The 16,566-nt window shown below is 62.7% G+C and carries 19 protein-coding genes; 7 read left to right on the forward strand and 12 right to left on the reverse strand.

Features of this window, described 5'->3' with window-relative positions; translation table 11 throughout:
- The first annotated feature begins 102 nt into the window (after nucleotides 1-102).
- The gene (locus NKJ64_RS10995) at nucleotides 103-828 is read left to right on the forward strand and encodes a hypothetical protein (RefSeq protein ID WP_352462536.1); all 726 of its coding nucleotides are present in this window, start codon (nucleotides 103-105) and stop codon (nucleotides 826-828) included.
- A gap of 255 nt (nucleotides 829-1,083) precedes the next feature.
- Here NKJ64_RS10995 and NKJ64_RS11000 read toward each other — a convergent pair whose 3' ends face one another.
- Entirely contained in the window at nucleotides 1,084-1,287 is a 204-nt protein-coding gene (locus NKJ64_RS11000) for a DUF3126 family protein (RefSeq protein WP_006200852.1), read from the reverse strand.
- Nucleotides 1,288-1,542: 255 nt separating this feature from the next.
- Nucleotides 1,543-2,391 carry a serine O-acetyltransferase gene (gene cysE, locus NKJ64_RS11005; RefSeq protein WP_023667506.1) on the reverse strand — a complete coding sequence of 283 codons (849 nt, stop codon included), beginning with the start codon at nucleotides 2,389-2,391 and terminating at the stop codon, nucleotides 1,543-1,545.
- Between the two features lie 133 nt (nucleotides 2,392-2,524).
- Between cysE and NKJ64_RS11010 the strand changes: the two genes are divergently transcribed.
- On the forward strand, nucleotides 2,525-3,139 hold the full coding sequence (locus NKJ64_RS11010; protein ID WP_023822941.1) for an HD domain-containing protein: 615 nt from the start codon (nucleotides 2,525-2,527) through the stop codon (nucleotides 3,137-3,139).
- Here the strand turns inward: NKJ64_RS11010 and NKJ64_RS11015 are convergent.
- The 6 genes from NKJ64_RS11015 to NKJ64_RS11040 all read right to left on the reverse strand — a co-directional run bounded on the left by NKJ64_RS11015 (nucleotide 3,136) and on the right by NKJ64_RS11040 (nucleotide 6,550).
- Complete coding sequence (locus NKJ64_RS11015; protein WP_352462537.1) at nucleotides 3,136-3,591, reverse strand: GNAT family N-acetyltransferase; 456 nt, start codon at nucleotides 3,589-3,591, stop codon at nucleotides 3,136-3,138. The two genes, NKJ64_RS11010 and NKJ64_RS11015, sit on opposite strands and share 4 nt — an antisense overlap.
- 84 nt (nucleotides 3,592-3,675) lie before the next feature.
- Nucleotides 3,676-3,990: a hypothetical protein gene (locus tag NKJ64_RS11020; RefSeq protein WP_023822943.1), complete on the reverse strand. Its 315-nt coding sequence runs from the start codon at nucleotides 3,988-3,990 to the stop codon at nucleotides 3,676-3,678.
- A 70-nt stretch (nucleotides 3,991-4,060) separates the two neighbouring features.
- Nucleotides 4,061-4,387 carry a hypothetical protein gene (locus NKJ64_RS11025; protein WP_352462539.1) on the reverse strand — a complete coding sequence of 109 codons (327 nt, stop codon included), beginning with the start codon at nucleotides 4,385-4,387 and terminating at the stop codon, nucleotides 4,061-4,063.
- 101 nt (nucleotides 4,388-4,488) lie between these two features.
- On the reverse strand, nucleotides 4,489-5,256 hold the full coding sequence (locus NKJ64_RS11030; protein ID WP_352462541.1) for an alpha/beta fold hydrolase: 768 nt from the start codon (nucleotides 5,254-5,256) through the stop codon (nucleotides 4,489-4,491).
- A 10-nt stretch (nucleotides 5,257-5,266) separates the two neighbouring features.
- Nucleotides 5,267-5,839, reverse strand: coding sequence for a DUF192 domain-containing protein (locus NKJ64_RS11035; protein ID WP_352462542.1), 573 nt, complete (start codon nucleotides 5,837-5,839; stop codon nucleotides 5,267-5,269).
- Between the two features lie 114 nt (nucleotides 5,840-5,953).
- On the reverse strand, nucleotides 5,954-6,550 hold the full coding sequence (locus NKJ64_RS11040) for a cold-shock protein (RefSeq protein ID WP_352462543.1): 597 nt from the start codon (nucleotides 6,548-6,550) through the stop codon (nucleotides 5,954-5,956).
- 358 nt (nucleotides 6,551-6,908) lie between these two features.
- Between NKJ64_RS11040 and NKJ64_RS11045 the strand changes: the two genes are divergently transcribed.
- Together NKJ64_RS11045 and NKJ64_RS11050 are read left to right on the forward strand one after the other, a co-directional pair.
- The gene (locus NKJ64_RS11045) at nucleotides 6,909-7,349 is read left to right on the forward strand and encodes a VOC family protein (RefSeq protein WP_023667513.1); all 441 of its coding nucleotides are present in this window, start codon (nucleotides 6,909-6,911) and stop codon (nucleotides 7,347-7,349) included.
- A gap of 133 nt (nucleotides 7,350-7,482) precedes the next feature.
- Entirely contained in the window at nucleotides 7,483-7,776 is a 294-nt protein-coding gene (locus NKJ64_RS11050; RefSeq protein WP_023681521.1) for a DUF2218 domain-containing protein, read from the forward strand.
- 105 nt (nucleotides 7,777-7,881) lie between these two features.
- On the opposite strand, the gene NKJ64_RS11055 is transcribed toward NKJ64_RS11050, so the two are convergent.
- The 3 genes from NKJ64_RS11055 to ilvA all read right to left on the reverse strand — a co-directional run bounded on the left by NKJ64_RS11055 (nucleotide 7,882) and on the right by ilvA (nucleotide 10,534).
- Nucleotides 7,882-8,586 (reverse strand): outer membrane protein, encoded by a 705-nt coding sequence (locus tag NKJ64_RS11055; RefSeq protein WP_352462544.1) that lies wholly within the window; start codon nucleotides 8,584-8,586, stop codon nucleotides 7,882-7,884.
- 149 nt (nucleotides 8,587-8,735) lie between these two features.
- Nucleotides 8,736-9,281: a DUF1697 domain-containing protein gene (locus NKJ64_RS11060; RefSeq protein ID WP_352462546.1), complete on the reverse strand. Its 546-nt coding sequence runs from the start codon at nucleotides 9,279-9,281 to the stop codon at nucleotides 8,736-8,738.
- The gene (ilvA, locus tag NKJ64_RS11065) at nucleotides 9,278-10,534 is read right to left on the reverse strand and encodes a threonine ammonia-lyase IlvA (protein ID WP_352462548.1); all 1,257 of its coding nucleotides are present in this window, start codon (nucleotides 10,532-10,534) and stop codon (nucleotides 9,278-9,280) included. The genes NKJ64_RS11060 and ilvA overlap by 4 nt, the downstream gene beginning before the upstream one ends.
- A gap of 124 nt (nucleotides 10,535-10,658) precedes the next feature.
- Between ilvA and NKJ64_RS11070 the strand changes: the two genes are divergently transcribed.
- The 3 genes from NKJ64_RS11070 (at nucleotide 10,659) to NKJ64_RS11080 (ending at nucleotide 14,533) form a co-directional block, all read left to right on the forward strand.
- Nucleotides 10,659-12,062 (forward strand): aminopeptidase P family N-terminal domain-containing protein, encoded by a 1,404-nt coding sequence (locus NKJ64_RS11070; protein ID WP_352462549.1) that lies wholly within the window; start codon nucleotides 10,659-10,661, stop codon nucleotides 12,060-12,062.
- A gap of 100 nt (nucleotides 12,063-12,162) precedes the next feature.
- Nucleotides 12,163-13,236 (forward strand): alpha/beta hydrolase, encoded by a 1,074-nt coding sequence (locus NKJ64_RS11075; RefSeq protein WP_023706608.1) that lies wholly within the window; start codon nucleotides 12,163-12,165, stop codon nucleotides 13,234-13,236.
- Between the two features lie 133 nt (nucleotides 13,237-13,369).
- Nucleotides 13,370-14,533 carry an alpha/beta hydrolase gene (locus NKJ64_RS11080; RefSeq protein WP_031238546.1) on the forward strand — a complete coding sequence of 388 codons (1,164 nt, stop codon included), beginning with the start codon at nucleotides 13,370-13,372 and terminating at the stop codon, nucleotides 14,531-14,533.
- 22 nt (nucleotides 14,534-14,555) lie between these two features.
- Here the strand turns inward: NKJ64_RS11080 and ade are convergent, their stop codons facing one another.
- Entirely contained in the window at nucleotides 14,556-16,367 is a 1,812-nt protein-coding gene (gene ade / locus NKJ64_RS11085; protein WP_352462551.1) for an adenine deaminase, read from the reverse strand.
- Between the last annotated feature and the right edge of the window lie 199 nt (nucleotides 16,368-16,566).

Raw genomic sequence — 16,566 nt, forward strand, 5'->3', positions numbered from 1 at the left:
TCCGTTTACCATGAAATCGCACAGTCGCGTCCAGCGCAGCAAGAGCCATGCCGCGGCATGTGTGCCGCCCAGGGACAGAGGGCGGCGACTATGGGGATTGCGATGAAGCAGGCAGCGACCGCAGAAGAGTTCAACGTCGTCGATTCCGTGCTGATGAAGCGGGTGTTCTATGCTTTTGCCGCATTGGCGCTGCTGTCGCTGGCGATCAGCCTTGGCGGAAAATGGTTCGGCCGCTCGATCGCCATGGCCGGCTACACCGACGACACCACGGTCCACAGGGTAGTGATCGGCAACAATGTCATTGCCGTGCCGGCCAACGCCATCCGCTTCCTGCAGGCGCGGCGCGACGGCATCGCTTCGCGCCTCGACCTCTATCTGCGCTATCCCCAGATGGACGGCTACAGCGAAGCCGCCCGCGACGATTTCAACCACACGGGGGCCGCCAAAAACATCATCTTCCTGTCGTTTGAACCGCAGATGATGTCGCGCGACATGAGCGGCCGTTTCGCGCCGATCTATAGCGCGCTCATCAGCCAGCCCGGCGCGCCCGGCCCCGGCGGCACGACGATTTACGGTTTTACGGAAAAATCAGGCTATCTCAACGAGGTGCTTGCGGTCGCCGACCGGGCCGGCAAGGACCCGTTCGTCGTCCGCTGCCTGAGCGGACCGAGCGCTGAGGAATCGCTGGCGCCCTGCGAGCGCGACATCCAGGTCGACGACAGCCTCAGCCTGACCTACCGCTTTCCCCGGGAGTTGCTGGGCAACTGGCCGGCGCTTGACGCCGCTATCGTCGCCGAGGCCACGCGCGTCTTAAAGACCGCACGGTAGCGGCCCTCTGCTTTTGTCATACATGGGCGCGAAGCCGCGCGGACCCGAGGATCCGTTCCATGCGCTTAAGGCAGCGAAGCGGTGCAGAATTACTGTTGGGAAGCAGCAGAGGCAGTTCTGGACCGCCACATTCCTGAGCCGAGGGCCGGAATGTATCCCAGCGTCTCAGCGACGCCGCTCTGCGGCTGCTTCTCCCCGGGATGACGATGGCGCAGCTGGCTGCCGCCAATCGCCGAAGTCCGTAGCCGTCTGGGCTCAGGCCAGATCGATGTCGAGGATCGCCATCGAGAAATTATAGTCGCCGTCGTCCTCGTCCTTGAAGACGATGCCGAGGAACTCGTCGCCGACATAGACCTCGGCCGAATCTTCCTTGCGCGGCCGCGCCTTCACCTCGAGTTTGGGATTCTGGAAGACGCGCTTGAAATAGGCGTCCAGCTTTCTGATTTCGTCCGGCTTCAAAAGTCTTCTCCGATCGTCGGGCTTGCTCGTTGGAACGCGCTTCTGGCACGTCGACAATGGCGATGTAAAGGCAAGCCGGCTGGATAGAACGCGAACCCTGGAGCCGGATGATTTCAGGTCGAATCCAAATCCGCCTCTAAATCAAGGAGGTAGAGCATGATGTCGTCCGAAAACCGCTTCACACTTTTCGGCATCATGCTCCAGAGGCAACGGCGCCGGCAACCGGACTCAGTCCGGCACGCCGGGTGTTGCAAATCAGATGTCGAAGCTGACGACCTGGTCCATCGACTGCGACGGCAAAAGCTGGTCCATCTGCCGCGAAGGCTGGTCGCAGCCGGTCTCGCCGACGACGCGGGCCGGTACGCCGGCAACCGTCTTGTTGTGCGGCACCGGCGACAGCACGACCGAGCCTGCCGCGATCTTCGAGCAATGGCCGATCTCGATATTGCCGAGAATCTTGGCGCCGGCGCCGATCAGTACGCCGTAACGGATCTTGGGGTGGCGGTCGCCGCCGGCCTTGCCCGTGCCGCCCAGCGTCACGCCGTGCAGGATCGACACATCGTCCTCGATCACCGCCGTCTCGCCCACGACGAGGCCGGTGGCGTGGTCGATGAAGATGCCCTTGCCGATGCGGGCGGCCGGGTTGATGTCGGTCTGGAACACCGAGGACGAGCGGCTCTGCAGATAGAGCGCGAAATCCTTGCGGCCCTGATTCCACAGCCAATGTGCCAGCCTGTGCGTCTGGATCGCATGGAAACCCTTGAAATAGAGCACCGGCATGATGAAGCGGTCGCAGGCCGGATCGCGGTCGTAATAGGCCTGGATGTCGACACGCACGATCGACGACCATTCCTTGTCGTCGGCCAGCATCGACTTGAACGTCTGGCGGATGAGGTCGGAGCCGATGTCCTGATGCGCGAGCCGCTCGGCGAGCCGATGGATGACAGCTTCCTCCAGGCTCTCCTGGTTGAGGATGGTCGAATAGAGGAACGCCGCCAGAAGCGGGTCGCGGTTGACCGCTTCCATCGCCTCGTCGCGGACCGAACGCCAGATCGGATCGACCGGCTGGACCATTGTGGGGCGGGAAATGCTGATGCTGTTCATCGACGTCTTGTCCTGCGTCCTGGCCGCTTGCCTATTCTCCGGCGGCACATATAAGCCAGATCATAGCACGATTGAACTCAATTTTCCTTAGTGCTCGGTGAAATGGATTTGGTTCACGGAAATTCAAGCCGCCATGGAAAACGAACCCTTGATCGACGCTCCGCTGAAACGCGCGCTCTCCGCGCTCTATCAAGCTCCGGATCGCCACTATCACAACCTCGCCCATATCGAGGCGTTGCTGGCGCTGGCGGACGAATATCGAGCATCGCTGCATGATTCCGGCGCCGTCGAAGCCGCAATCTGGTTCCATGACGCCATATATGACAGCCGCGCCAAGGACAACGAGGCCAGGAGTGCAGCACTTGCGCAGGACAAACTTGCCGCCCGCACCGATCCGGAGCGCCTCGGCCGCATCGCGGCGATGATCGTCGCCACTGCCACGCATGAACTGCCCAGCCTTCAACCACGGGGCCTTGCCGATGAGAACGCCCTCCGCGACGCAGCGCTTTTCCTCGACATGGACCTGGCGATACTGGGTGCGTCAGCCGACGCTTTCGACGCCTATGAACAAGCGGTCCGACGCGAATATGGCTGGGTCGAGGAGCCTATGTGGCGCGCCGGCCGCGGCGCGATTCTCAAGACTTTCCTCGCGCGCCAGCATATTTTTCACACGCAGGAATTCCGCCACAGGTTCGAGCCCCAGGCCAGGCAAAACCTGGCGCGGTCTCTAGAAACGCTCAAATCCTAATCCGGAAATGTCCCCATGCGCTGCGCATAGGCTTTGAAACCGGCGCGCCTGTAGACCGATTGCGCGGCCGGATGGTCGTATGTGTCGGTATGAAGCCAGACCCTTTGCGGCGCCCGCGACCAGATGGCGCGAAGCGCCTGGTCGAGCAGGAACGGGCCGAGCCTGCGACCCTGGAAGGCGGGAACCAGCCCGAAATGAACCAGCTCGACCTCAGGCTGGCCGACGCCGTTGAATTCGCACAGGCCAGCGGCCTCGCCCTCGACGCGCAGCACATGGATATGTGTCGAGGGCAGCGCCAGCAGGCGCTCGAGGTCTTCCGCCGGCATGCGCAGCCGCTGGTCCCACTGCACCGGCTCGCCGACAGCGCGGTAGAGGTCGATGTAAGCGGCGCTGTCCAGCCTTTCCAGCGCCACCGTGGTCGCTGCTGCAGGGCTGACGCGTGCAGGCGCCAAATCGCGCGGGCGCATGTCCATATAGGTGACGAGAAGGTCAACCAGAGCGGCACCGCCTCCGGCTGCAAGCCAGACGAAGATCGATCACCTGAAGGCGCCAACGGACTTGGTCGCCGCCCAAACAAAGAACAGGCCGATCACCAACGACAGCCCGTTGAGGAGGATACCGACGATGCCGAGGACATGATTGTCGTTTGAACGTCCCAGTGCCATCAAGCCAAAAACCACGCCGGTGATGTGCGCCAGCGGCGCCGCAACGAGAAACACCACCAGAAAAACCCCGCCGAGGACGTTTTGAGCGGCCAGCGACGCCTCGCCTGGCATCAACGCCAGCGTGACCACCGCCGCAAAATCCATTGCGAACGCCAGCAGGGCCAGGATCACCGAGCGTTTGCCCAAGCTGCTCCGCCCCACCACGCCGGGCATTGCTATCGTGCTTCTTCCCCATCCGGCCATTACTCGTCCCCGATCAGGTGAAAGCGCCTATCGTCGATGCCATTGCCACAAGCAGCAGGAAGCCAACCGCCAGGGAGCCGCCGTTGAGCAGGATGCCGACGACCCCAAGCACGCGGCTATCGTTCGAACGCACCAGCGCCATCAGCCCGAAAATCAATCCGGCAATATGCGCCAACGGCCCTGCCAGCAGGAAAACCGCCATGAAGAAACCCGTGGCGATGTTCTGGGCACGCTCGGATGCGTGGGCCGGCAGCGCCACCATTGTGGTCAGCGCTATCACACCGGCACCGAAGGCGAGCAGCGCCAGGATGACGGAACGCTTGCCGAACTTGCTTGTCACGACGGGGCCCGGCAGAGCGTCGGCGCTTCTTCCCCATTGTGCCATTGTTTGCCACCCCTCGCCGGCCGCCCAATCCATATCGCCCGAAAATCGCTTACCGGTTAAAGCGGATTTTCGGCATAAAACTCCAAAACCCGCTGCTTGAAGGTCTTGTCGCCCACAGCCAGCATATGGTCGCGGCCGTCGATGTGAAATGCTCTGGCGTTCGGCATCAGCGCCGCCAGTTCGTCGGGCGAGCCGCCAATATCGTCTGTCGTGCCGACGGCAATCAGCGTCGGTTGGGCGATGCGCGCCATATCGTCCTCGCTGAGCAGTTCGCGCGACGTGGCGATGCAGGCCGCCAATGCCCGGCGGTCGCTGCGCGTCTGATCCGCAAAGGCGCGAAACGAGCGGCCGCGCGGATGGCTGGTGGCGGCCGGATCGTCGGCCAGCAGCGCCTCGGCGATCGGATCCCAGTCGCCGACCCCGTCGATCATGCCGATGCCGAGCCCGCCGAAGACCAGCGTCGCCACCTTGTCCGGATCCGACAGCGCCAGGAACGCCGAAATGCGCGCGCCCATCGAATAGCCCATGACATGCGCGCGCCCGATGCCGAGATGGTCGAGCAGCGCTGCCGCGTCCGAGGCCATCTTGGCCGGGGTGTAGTCGGCCTCGTCATAGCTTTTCGACGACGAGCCGTGGCCGCGATTGTCGAAGGCGATGGCGCGATAGCCGGCATCGTTCAGCGTCTTGAACCAGCCGGGCGATACCCAGTTGACATAGTGGCTGGAGGCAAAGCCGTGGATCATCAGCACCGGATCGCCCGCCCCCGACGCCGGCTCGCGGTCGAGGAAGGCGAAGTCGAACCCGTCATGGGAGAAGAATTGCATCGGGAGCGGCTCAGCCGGCGCCGGGCGTGGGCGCGTTGCCCTTGTCCGATGGCGGCATGCCGGGGCCGGACACCGTGCCGACGGCCGGATGGCGCAGCAGATCGCCATAGTCGACGCCGTTTTTGGCGGCGGTGCCGGCCTTGAGCTCCAGCACGAAGCGCACTGGCACACCCGGCGAGATGACTGCATCGGACAATGGAGTGCCGTGCTTGACGGCCCGGACCTTGCCGTCCTGTCCAACAAAGATCAGGTCGAGCGGCATCGGCGTGTTGTGCATCCAGAAGCCGACCTGCTTCTGCATCTCGAAGACGAACAGCATGCCATGATTGTCGGCCATATCCTGGCGATACATCAGGCCGGCCTCCCGTTCCGAGTCGGTGTCGGCGACTTCGATCGAAAAGGATTTATCGCCGCCTTTCGTCGCCACGACCAAGGGTGTCGGATCGACGGGAAGGATCATCGCCTGACCGCCGGCGATCGTCTGCTGGGATGCGGTCGGCTGCCCGGAATAGAAGTAAGCGCCTGCGGCTACCGCAACGATGACGCAGAGCGCGCCCGCTGTCAGCCAGTTCCTGTACGCCATTGGAAATCCTCGACCAAAGACCATGATCCCTAAAAGTGGTCTCAGGTATTCGGATAAGATCGTGGTGAAACCAAGAAAAAGAGCCGTCCTGACTTCCTCAGGAAGGCTCGCGTCCTAATGCGCGACCGGCAAGGTGCCCATATCGGGGTGAATCTCGGCAGCCATGAGGCCCTTGTCACCGCGTCCGAAACGCACCAGCACGACCTGTCCGGGCCTGAGCTCGGTGATGCCATAGCGGCGCAGCGTCTCCATATGGACGAAGATATCCTCGGTGCCCTCCCCGCGCGTCAGAAAGCCGAAGCCCTTGGTGCGGTTGAACCACTTAACCAGCGCCCGCTCGAGCCCGCTTTCCGGCGTCACCGCCACATGGGTGCGCTGTTCCTGCATCTCGGCCGGATGGATCGCCGTAGTGGTGTCCATGGACAGCACCCGGAACGCCTGCAAACCACGGTCGCCGTGCTTGACAACGCACACGACACGCGCGCCCTCCAATGCCGTCTGAAAACCGTCCTTTCGAAGGCAGGTGACATGGAGGAGGATGTCGCCCGAAGAACCGTCATCGGGTAGTATGAAACCGTAGCCCTTGGCCACGTCGAACCATTTGATGGCGCCGGCGATTTCGACAAGGTCGGCGCTATCGCCGCCACTGTCGCGCTTCAGGGCGCCGTCAAGGTTCTCATCCCGCCTCGTGAAAGAGGCCTTATCCCCCATAAGAACGCCCCCTTTTTTTCAAGAAAACCGCAAGTGATTCTTGACATTAGATTAACACCGCCGCTTCCGGGGTGTGCAAGACCTGCCGTGCCTTTTTTCACGGTTGAATACAGGAATAGCTGACTTGTTGTTTGCCGGCGTCGCTGCCGGCAGCAATGACGATCCATCAAGGCGGTCAACCGGTCGGCAATTTGCAAGGGATTTTGCCGAAATCGGCAACCACTTGTGTTCGACGCTTTTGTCAGAGCAATCTGATTTTTCCAAAACCGGTGACCACTTTTCCAGTCCGATGCTCGTTGCCCTTCGGCGGGGTGGACCTTATGTTGCCTCGCAACCCAAACATCCCCGAGGAAATCCCATGCGCTACCTCCACACAATGGTCCGTGTCGCCGACGTCGATGTCTCGCTTGATTTCTACTGCAACAAGCTCGGCCTTAAGGAAGTGCGCCGTTACGAAAACGAGCAGGGCCGCTTCACGCTGATCTTCCTCGCCGCCTCCGAGGATGTAGAAAGCGGCATCACTGAGAAGGCGCCGCTGATCGAACTGACCTACAATTGGGATCCGGAGGAGTACAAGGGCGGCCGCAATTTCGGCCATCTCGCCTATGAGGTCGACGACATCTACGCCACCTGCCAGCATCTGATGGACAATGGCGTCATCATCAACCGGCCGCCGCGCGACGGCAACATGGCCTTCGTCAAGTCGCCGGACGGCATCTCCTTCGAACTGCTGCAGAAGGGCCCGGCCAAGCCCAAGGCCGAGCCGTGGGCATCGATGCCGAACACCGGCACCTGGTAGCGATCACGCCATCTTGAGCGAGGCGGCCGCGCCGACAAGCCGGCCGCCTTTGCCATTTCGAGCAACGGCACCTATTTACCTGCCTGTCGCGCCAGCCAAACAAAGCCAGTGCCTCATCCAGGAGAATTCATTTATGCCGACCAGCCGTGCCGATGTCACCACCGCATATGCCAGCCGCTATTTGCAGCAGCTGTGCAAGCACTGGGCGCACAAATTTCCCGTCGAGTTCGATCCAAACCACGGCACCATCGATCTGTCGCTCGGCCGCACGGTTCTCGATGCCGATGCGGCAGCGCTGCATATCACGGTGTCGACAGATGAAAGTGGATCGCTGGAGCGCATGGAGAGCGTCGTTGCCGATCACATCAAGCGCTTCGCCTTCCGTGAGGAGCTGACTTTCGAGTGGAAGCAGGCTCCGGCGACCTGATCTGCTGTCAGCCGCAACGCCGAACGCCGGAAGCTGCCAGCCCCGGACAACGTTATGGCGTCACTTGGTTGCGACGCCATCTGAATTGTCGGAACGACGGATCGATCAGAACTTGTAGTTCAGGCCGATCTTGATCGTATGGGCGTCGATCTTCACCCTTGCGTCGTTGCCCTCGATATCTGTCAAACGGACCTTGCCGAAGTCGAAGTACTGGTATTCCAGCTTCGTGGTCCATTTGTCGGCGAAGGCCCATTCGACACCGCCACCGATCGTATAGCCGAAGCGGCCTCCGCTCCTCGATGCGCTGCTGTCCGGGTCGGGCACCCCGTCAAAATCGAAAGTATCGCCATAACTCAATTTGTAGTGAGTCGCCGCCGCGCCGCCCTTGGCGTAGATCAGCAGCCTGTCGGTGGCGTAGCCCAGACGTGCCGTCAGATCGCCATAGACGCCCAGTTTCGCCGATCCGAAATTGTCCGGCTCTTCGACGATAGTCCTGTCGCCGTCGAGGCCGAGATAGCCCAGATCGGCTTCGACGCCATAGACAAATGCTCCGGACTGCCAGTTGTAACCGGCCTGAACGCCGCCGAGGAAGCCGTCGGTATCGACGTCATGGGTCTGACCAAGCTCCTCATCGAAGAAGGAATCCGTCTGGTCGACCGCGTCACCGCGTCCCCAGCCATAGCCGGCGTTGATGCCGACATAGCCACCCGACCAGACAAACCCTGCCGGTACGGTCTCAATCACGTCGGCGGCGAACGCCGCGCCGCAAGCCGAAATCAGGAAAGTAGATGCGAGAAGCAGACGTTTCATGAAACTCCCCAATGCGTCGGAAGGAGCATAGCACAGACATGCAGTAGTCATTAAGCTGCCCAGGCTGGATAATCGAAAATTGTTGCAGAAAAACAACTGTTTAGCCGAGACTTAATTAGCATCGCGACCGCAATGCAGATCTAAGCGATTCAAAGCGAACGCGCCATCTCCAGCAGCGCAAGCACCGAGCGCCAGTTGCGCGCGGTGCCGGGCACTTTCAACGTGCGCGGGATGAGATTGCCGAACATCGATTTGCCGAGCCCGTCCGGCGCATTGAGGTAGAGCACGTCGCCCTTGACCTCGAAGCTTTCCGGGCCGGTGCATTTTTCGGCAAGCCTGGCGATCTCGTCCGCCGTCGGCTGGCGCTCCAGCGTGTAGGCATGGAGCTTGGTCGAATCGCCGGCGACCTCCGGATATGGGTTTTCGTTCACCAGCCGTTCGAGCCAGCCGAGATCGCGCACCAGTATGCGCGAGTGAAAGCCCCATTTTTTCTCGAACGCCGTTTCGATCTGTTTCGCCAGCGTGGCGGTGTCGCCCTTCTTGGTCCGGAACACGACATTGCCGCTCTGCACATAACTGGCGACATCGGTGAAGCCTAGCGCCTCGAATAACGCCCGCAACTCCGCCATCTGGACGATGCGGTTGCCGCCGACATTGATGCCGGAAAACAGTGCGACGAAGACAGTGCCGCTCATATGATGAACCCGGCCAGGGTCTCGTTGTCGGTGATGTCCTGATAGTGCACGCCCTCGGCCTCGAAATTCGCCCTCAGCAAATCGAAGTTTCGCCGGTCTTTGGTTTCGATGCCAATAAGCACAGAGCCGAAATTGCGCGCCGATTTCTTCAGATATTCGAAGCGCGCGATGTCGTCGTCGGGACCGAGCAGTTCGAGGAAGTCGCGCAGCGCGCCCGGCCGCTGCGGAAAGCGGATGATAAAATATTTCTTCAGCCCCTCGAAGCGCAGCGCCCGCTCCTTCACGTCGGGCAGCCGCTCGAAATCGAAATTGCCGCCCGACACCACCGCGACGATGGTCTTGCCGCGGATTTCCTTGCGCGAAAAATCCTTCAACGCGTCGATCGCCAAGGCACCGGCCGGCTCCAGCACCACACCTTCGATGTTGAGCATCTCGATCATGGTGGCGCAGAGCCGGTTCTCAGGGATCAGCCGCACCGCCTGAGCGGCGAACTCCTTGAGGTGGCGCAACGGCTCGCGGCCGATCTCGGCCACCGCCGCGCCGTCGACGAAATTGTCGACATTGGCGAGCCGGACGCGCTTGCCGCTGGCGAGGCTCTGATGCAGGCTCGGCGCACCGGCCGGTTCGCAAAAGACGTAGCGCGCGTCACGTTGCTGATCGGCGAAATAGTGCGTCACCCCCGCGGCCAGGCCACCGCCGCCGACCGGCAGCATGATGATGTCGGGCATGCGCGCGCCTGGCATCTGGTCGGCGATCTCATAGGCGACCGTCGCCTGCCCCTCGATAATATCCTTGTGGTCGAAGGGCGGCACCATATGCGCGCCGGAACTTTCGGTGAATTCGAAGGCGGCGCGGTAGCAGTCGTCGAAGAAGTCGCCGACCAGCCTGATCTCGACGAAATCGCCGCCGAACAGCCGCGTCTTGTCGATCTTTTGCTGCGGCGTCGTCACCGGCATGAAGACCACGCCCTTCTTGCCGAAATGGCGGCAGACGAAGGCAAAGCCCTGCGCATGGTTGCCGGCCGAGGCGCAGACGAACAGCTCGGCCTCGTTGCCGGCGGCAAGCGCCTTGCGGAAAAAGTTGAAGGCGCCGCGGATCTTGTAGGAGCGCACCGGCGAAAGATCCTCGCGCTTCAACAGCACCCGAGCCCCCGTCTTCTTCGACAGATAGTTGTTTTCCTGCAGCGGCGTTTCGGGAAAGATCTCGCGGATCGCGGCTGCGGCGGTGGCGACACGGGAGGAGAAACTGTTCATGGCGCCGTCACCTCTGGATCGAATGGTTCGAAGGCGAAGCCTATTGCACAATTCGCCGTTTGCAGCCACCGATGCGGCGCGGCCGCTTTGACGCGCCAGCAGGAAATCCATTGGAGCCATCTTCATGCCTGTTTCGGCTGTCGCCCTGAAGACCGTAGACCTTCCTGAATTCGGCGAACCAACAGTGATGCCGCTAGTTCAGCGGCGGACCTACGAAGCGCGCATCGAGGCTCTGCTGGCGCGCGGCGCCGAGGCCGGGCTCGACGCCTTTGCCGTCTATGGCGACCGCGAGCACGCGGCCAATGTCGCCTATCTCAGTGGTTACGATCCGCGTTTCGAGGAGACGCTGCTGGTCATCGTTCCCGGCAGCCAGCCAAAACTTCTCGTCGGCAATGAGGGTTGGGGCTATGCCGAAATCTGCGACGGGCCTTACGAGCGCGTCCTCTACCAGACCTTCTCGCTGCCGGCGCAGCCACGCGACCGCTCCGCCTCGCTTGCCGACACACTTGCCGCCTGCGGCCTGAAAGCCGGCCAGAAGATCGGCGCCATCGGCTGGAAGCCGTTCGGGCCCGGCGATGGCGGCTTTGGCGAGACGACGCTCGACCTGCCGTCCTTCATCGCCGATACGCTGCGCACACTGGCCGGCGACAGAGGCGCGGTGGTCAACGCCGCCAACCTGTTGATGAACCCGTCCGACGGCCTACGCGCCATCAACGAGGCAGACCAATTGGCGTCCTTCGAATTCGCCGCGACCTTTTCCTCGCAGGGCCTGCGCAACGTGCTTGGGAATATCGAGCCCGGCATGAGCGAATTGCAGGCCGCGCGGCTGATGGGGATCAACGGCCTGCCCCTGTGCTGCCACCCGATGCTGTCCGCCGGCAGGCGTGCGCCCTACGGCTTGCCTAGCCCGCGCCTCGACATCATCAAGCGCGGCGATCCCGTCACCATGGCCTATGGCATCCAGGGCTCGCTCAACGCCCGCGCTGGCTTCCTGGTCGAGAGCGCCGCGGAACTGCCGCGCGAGATAGACGATTATGTCGACAAGCTGGTCGCGCCCTATTTCGCCGCCGTCGTCGACTGGTACGAGACCATCGGCATCGGCGTTGCCGGCGGCGTGCTGTGGAAAGCCGTGCACGACCGCATAGGCGACACGTTCTTCGGCGTCTCGCTCAACCCCGGCCATCTCGTCCATATCGACGAATGGATGCATTCGCCGGTGTTTTCCGGCTCGGACATCGCGCTGCGGTCCGGCATGGCGCTGCAGGTCGACATCATTCCGGCGACCGGAACCAGCTATTTCACCACCAACATCGAAGACGGTATCGCGCTTGCCGATGAGGCGTTGCGCGAGGAGATCGCGGCCCGTTATCCCGAGGCATGGCGCCGCATCGAGGCGCGCCGCGCCTTCATGGGCGATGTGCTGGGCATCAGGCTCAAGCCCGAGGTATTGCCCTTCTCCAACATCCCTGCGTTCCTGCCGCCATTCTGGCTTTCGCGCAACAGTGCGATGACCGTGGCTCGACGCTGACCACATTTCGGCTGGACACGACTTACTTCTGCCGCACTCTCACTGTCCGGGAGGTGCCGCGGGGGTATATGGGCCTTTTGGCCGGAGTGGAATTTTTGACGTGCGTTTGAAGACGATTTGCATTCTTGCACTTGCCCTGTTGATCGCCGGCTGCGGCGGCCGCAAAACCGAGGAACTGCTCGGCAGCGCCGTCATGTCCACGCCGGTGACCGAAATCTCGGGCAATCACTCGATCTTCATTGCCACCACACGCAAGAAATCCGACGATCCCAACAAAGTTTTCGACGGCGAACGCTCGGCGACGCTGAACTACGCCCGCGTCACCGTCACCGTTCCCGGCATCCACCAGACCGGCCAGATCGAGCGCCGCTCGCGCGGCAGGTCCAACGACCCAGCGAAGTACTTCATGGCCTCCGAGGTCGTCGGCTACGATGCGCAGCCGAAATTCTCCAGTGCGCTCAATGCCGACATTGCCGCGCGCGGCGGCCGCGTCATGGTCTTCGTGCATGGCTACAACACCGGCTTCGACGACGCGGTCTACCGCCTGACCCAGATCGTCCACGATTCCGGCTATCCCGGCACGCCGGTGCTGTTTTCCTGGGCATCCGGCGCCAGAACCACCGACTATGTCTATGACAAGGAAAGCGCCAGCGCCGCCCGCGATCAGCTGGAGGTGACATTGCGCATGCTGCAGCAGTCCGGCGCGCGGCGCATCGACATCGTCGCCCACTCGCTCGGAACCTGGGTGACCATGGAAACGCTGCGCCAGATGGCCATCACCGGCGACCGCGATCTCGGCGGCAAGCTCGGCGATGTCGTGCTGGCCTCTCCGGACATCGACGTCGACGTCTTCAAGAGCCAGATGCGCCGCTACGGCAAGCCGGACAAGCCGTTCATCCTGCTGCTCTCCGACGACGACCGTGCGCTGCGGCTCTCAGGCCTGATTGCCGGCTCGCGGCCACGCGTCGGCGACTACAAGGATGCCGCCGACCTCGCCGCTTATGGCGTCACCGTGGTCGACCTCTCCAAGGTCAAGGGAGGCGACAGCTTCAACCACACCAAGTTCGCCGACAATCCCGAACTGGTGAAGATGATCGGCCAGCGGCTGCGCGAGGATGACGGCTTTGCCAGCGACCAGACGGTGACCGACCGCATCAGCGCGCTCGGACAATAAGGCTGTTGCCTTGCGGCGACCGTCGCCGCGTGAGGTCGCGAATGCCGCTCGGCCCGATCACTTTCAACTGGACCGGGCCGGTCTCTGCCTCTACGACATTGAAATCGGCGCCAATGCGCCAGCGGGAGCCCGCGTGAACGAGCGTTGGAAGACTGTCCTGGTCCTTGCGTTCGCGCTCGCTGCCGCCGGCTGCGCCGGCCCGAACACCCATGACCTGTTGAACAAGACGACGGTTTCGGTGCCTGCCTCCGACATCGCGGCCACCCACGAAATCTTCGTCGCCACCACCCGCAAGCAGGCGACCAAGGACCCACGCCAGGTGTTCGATGGCGATCGCTCGCTGACCACCAGCTACGCCCGTGTCGACGTCACCGTGCCGAAGGTCCACCAGGTCGGCGCCATCGAGCGCGCCAAGGGCTCGGCCAATTCGAACCCGGCCAAGCAATTCACCGTCACCGATGTCGTCCACTATGGCGACGCCTCGCAATTCGCCAAGGCCGTCGGCGCCAACATCACCATGAATGGCGACCGCGCGCTGGTCTTCGTCCACGGCTTCAACAACGGCTTCGACGATGGGGTCTACCGGCTGACGCAGATCGCCCACGACACCGAATATCCCGGCACGCCGATCTTGTTTTCGTGGGCTTCGAGCGGCAAGACCACGGGCTATATCTACGACAAGGACAGCGCCAACGCCGCGCGCGACGACCTCGAGGCGACGCTCAGGATGCTCGCCAAGACAAAGGTCAAGAGCATCGACATCATCGCGCATTCGATGGGAACCTGGGTGACGATGGAAGCGCTGCGCCAGCTCGCCATCACCGGCGACCGCGATCTCGACGGCAAGCTCGGCCGTGTTGTCCTGGCATCGCCCGATATCGATGTCGACGTCTTCAAGAAGCAGATGATCCGCTACGGCAAGCCCGACAGGCCGTTCGTCATCCTGCTTTCCGCCGACGACCGTGCTCTGAGACTGTCCAGCCTGCTATCCGGCGACAAGCCGCGCGTCGGCGACTACGGCAACGCCGCCGACATTGCCAGTTACGGCGTCGTTGTGGCCGACCTCAGCCAGATCAAGGGCGGCGACCGCCTGAACCACGCCAAATTCGCCGACAACCCGTTCCTGGTGCAATTGCTCGGCGACCGTCTGCGCGCTCCAGCCGGCCTGGCATCGGACGAACCCACGCAGGGCCAGATCGACAATCTCGGCCGAGGCCTCGGCAAGGCAGTCGGATCCGTCGCCGAGATCATCATCACCACGCCATTCAAGGTGCTGACCATCGCCACCGGCGGATGAGAGCCAAGCACCGGGGCTGATCTCAGATAAACAAACCTACCTTCTGGAACGTCGTCACGTCGATCAGGCCGACATCGGAAATCCTGAGTTCCGGGATGACGACCAGCGCCAGCAGCGAGTGCTGCATGTAGGCGTTGTTGAGCGAGCAGCCCATCTTGCGCATCGCCTCGGTCAGTTTCTCCGCCTTGGCCGCCACGATTTCCGCCCGCTCGTCCGACATCAGCCCGGCGATCGGCATTTCGACCAGCGCAAGCTCCTTGCCCTTCGAAAACAGCACCACGCCCCCGCCGACCTCGCCCAGCCGGTTGACGGCCAGGGCCATGTCTTCCTTGTTGGTGCCGACGCAGATGATGTGGTGGGCATCATGTGCGACGCTCGACGCCATGGCGCAGTCGCCCATATAGCCGAAGCCTGAGACGAAGGCATTGGTGACGCCGCCGGTGCCGCGGTGGCGCTCGACCAGCGCGATCTGGCAGATGTCGTTGCGGCGGTCCATGGCGACCAGCCCGTCCTCGACCGGCAGGTCGGCCTCCAGCGCCCGCGTCGGCGCCTGGTTTTCGATCACGCCGATGACCCGCACCCGCACCTCGTTGGCGCCCTTGGGCGCCGCAATGTCGAAGTCGCCTGGCTTCAGCTTCTTGCCGAGCTTGACGGTGTTCTTCGCCGATTTGGGGTAATCATAGGCCGGAATGTCGATCTCGAGCTTGCCGCCCTTGGCCAGCCTGACGCCGCGGCCATAGACCTCGTCGATGGTCATGGCGGCAAGATCGGAGACGATCAGCAGATCGGCCAGCCGTCCCGGCGCGATCGAGCCCAGTTCGCGCTCCAGCTTGAAATGCTGGGCGGTATTCAGCGTCGCCATCTGGATCGCCGTCACCGGCTTCAATCCCTGTTGGATGGCGTGGCGCACCACCCGGTCCATATGGCCTTCATGCACCAGCGTGCCGGAATGGCTGTCGTCGGTGCACAGGATGAAGTTGCGCGGGTCGAGACCGCTCTCGGTCACCGCCTTGATCTGCGAGGCAACATCGTACCAGGCCGAGCCCAGCCGCAGCATTGCCTTCATACCCTGGCGCACACGGGCGATTGCGTCCTCGGCGCGTGTGCCTTCATGGTCGTCCTCCGGCCCGCCGGCGACATAGCCATGGAACGGCAGGCCGAGATCGCGCGACGCATAGTGGCCGCCGACCGTCTTGCCCGCTCGCACCGTGGCGGCGATCTCGCCCGACATCACCGGATCGTTGGCCACGACACCGGGAAAATTCATCACTTCGCCGAGCCCGATGATGTTTTCCCAGGTCATCGCTTCCGCGACATCGGCGACCGTCAGTTCTGCCCCGGCATGCTCCAACCCCGGCGCGGACGGCACGCAGGACGGCATCTGGACATGGATGTTGATCGGCATGGCGACGGCCTCGTCATGCATCAGCCGCACGCCGGGCAGACCCAGCACATTGGCGATCTCGTGCGGATCGATGAACATGGAGGTGGTGCCGTGCGGGATGACGGCGCGGCAGAACTCGGTCACCGTCACCATGCCGCTCTCGACATGCATATGCGCGTCGCACAGGCCGGGCACCAGATAGCGACCGCCGGCGTCGACCACCTTGGTGCCCTGGCCGATGGCATGGCTGGCATTCGGCCCGCAATAGGCGAAGCGGCCGCCTGATATGGCGATGTCGGTGCCGGCTATGATCTCACCCGAATGCACGTTCACCCAGCGGCCGTTGCGGATGACGAGATCGGCAGGCTTGCGCCCCGTCGCGACATCGACCAGATGCGTCGCCATCTCGGTCCAGGGCTTGGGTTTCGTCGCCGACGGCTGCTTGGCCATGAAAGACTCCTGTTTGCCAGACTGTGCCAAGCCGGCAAGGTTTTGGCCAGCGATCACGGACGAAATCCGTCGATGAGAATTCGCCCGGGGCGGATGCGCCGCACCTGCTCACCCCCGAGGGCAGGCATCAGCGGTGCGGTCATTCAGTTTGGCTTGTGCCGCCACTTATGCTACCATTCTGGCTATGGTGCTGATTTGC

Source organism: Mesorhizobium sp. M0062 (assembly GCF_040323125.1).
GTDB lineage: Bacteria > Pseudomonadota > Alphaproteobacteria > Rhizobiales > Rhizobiaceae > Mesorhizobium.

What these genes read in the sequence shown, in the direction of transcription:
- NKJ64_RS10995 (WP_352462536.1), top strand. Translation starts at nt 103, where the DNA reads ATGAAGCAGGCAGCGACCGCAGAAGAGTTCAACGTCGTCGATTCCGTG.
- cysE (WP_023667506.1), bottom strand. Translation starts at nt 2,391, where the DNA reads ATGAACAGCATCAGCATTTCCCGCCCCACAATGGTCCAGCCGGTCGAT.
- NKJ64_RS11010 (WP_023822941.1), top strand. Translation starts at nt 2,525, where the DNA reads ATGGAAAACGAACCCTTGATCGACGCTCCGCTGAAACGCGCGCTCTCC.
- NKJ64_RS11030 (WP_352462541.1), bottom strand. Translation starts at nt 5,256, where the DNA reads ATGCAATTCTTCTCCCATGACGGGTTCGACTTCGCCTTCCTCGACCGC.
- NKJ64_RS11035 (WP_352462542.1), bottom strand. Translation starts at nt 5,839, where the DNA reads ATGGCGTACAGGAACTGGCTGACAGCGGGCGCGCTCTGCGTCATCGTT.
- NKJ64_RS11040 (WP_352462543.1), bottom strand. Translation starts at nt 6,550, where the DNA reads ATGGGGGATAAGGCCTCTTTCACGAGGCGGGATGAGAACCTTGACGGC.
- NKJ64_RS11045 (WP_023667513.1), top strand. Translation starts at nt 6,909, where the DNA reads ATGCGCTACCTCCACACAATGGTCCGTGTCGCCGACGTCGATGTCTCG.
- NKJ64_RS11050 (WP_023681521.1), top strand. Translation starts at nt 7,483, where the DNA reads ATGCCGACCAGCCGTGCCGATGTCACCACCGCATATGCCAGCCGCTAT.
- NKJ64_RS11055 (WP_352462544.1), bottom strand. Translation starts at nt 8,586, where the DNA reads ATGAAACGTCTGCTTCTCGCATCTACTTTCCTGATTTCGGCTTGCGGC.
- NKJ64_RS11060 (WP_352462546.1), bottom strand. Translation starts at nt 9,281, where the DNA reads ATGAGCGGCACTGTCTTCGTCGCACTGTTTTCCGGCATCAATGTCGGC.
- ilvA (WP_352462548.1), bottom strand. Translation starts at nt 10,534, where the DNA reads ATGAACAGTTTCTCCTCCCGTGTCGCCACCGCCGCAGCCGCGATCCGC.
- NKJ64_RS11070 (WP_352462549.1), top strand. Translation starts at nt 10,659, where the DNA reads ATGCCTGTTTCGGCTGTCGCCCTGAAGACCGTAGACCTTCCTGAATTC.
- ade (WP_352462551.1), bottom strand. Translation starts at nt 16,367, where the DNA reads ATGGCCAAGCAGCCGTCGGCGACGAAACCCAAGCCCTGGACCGAGATG.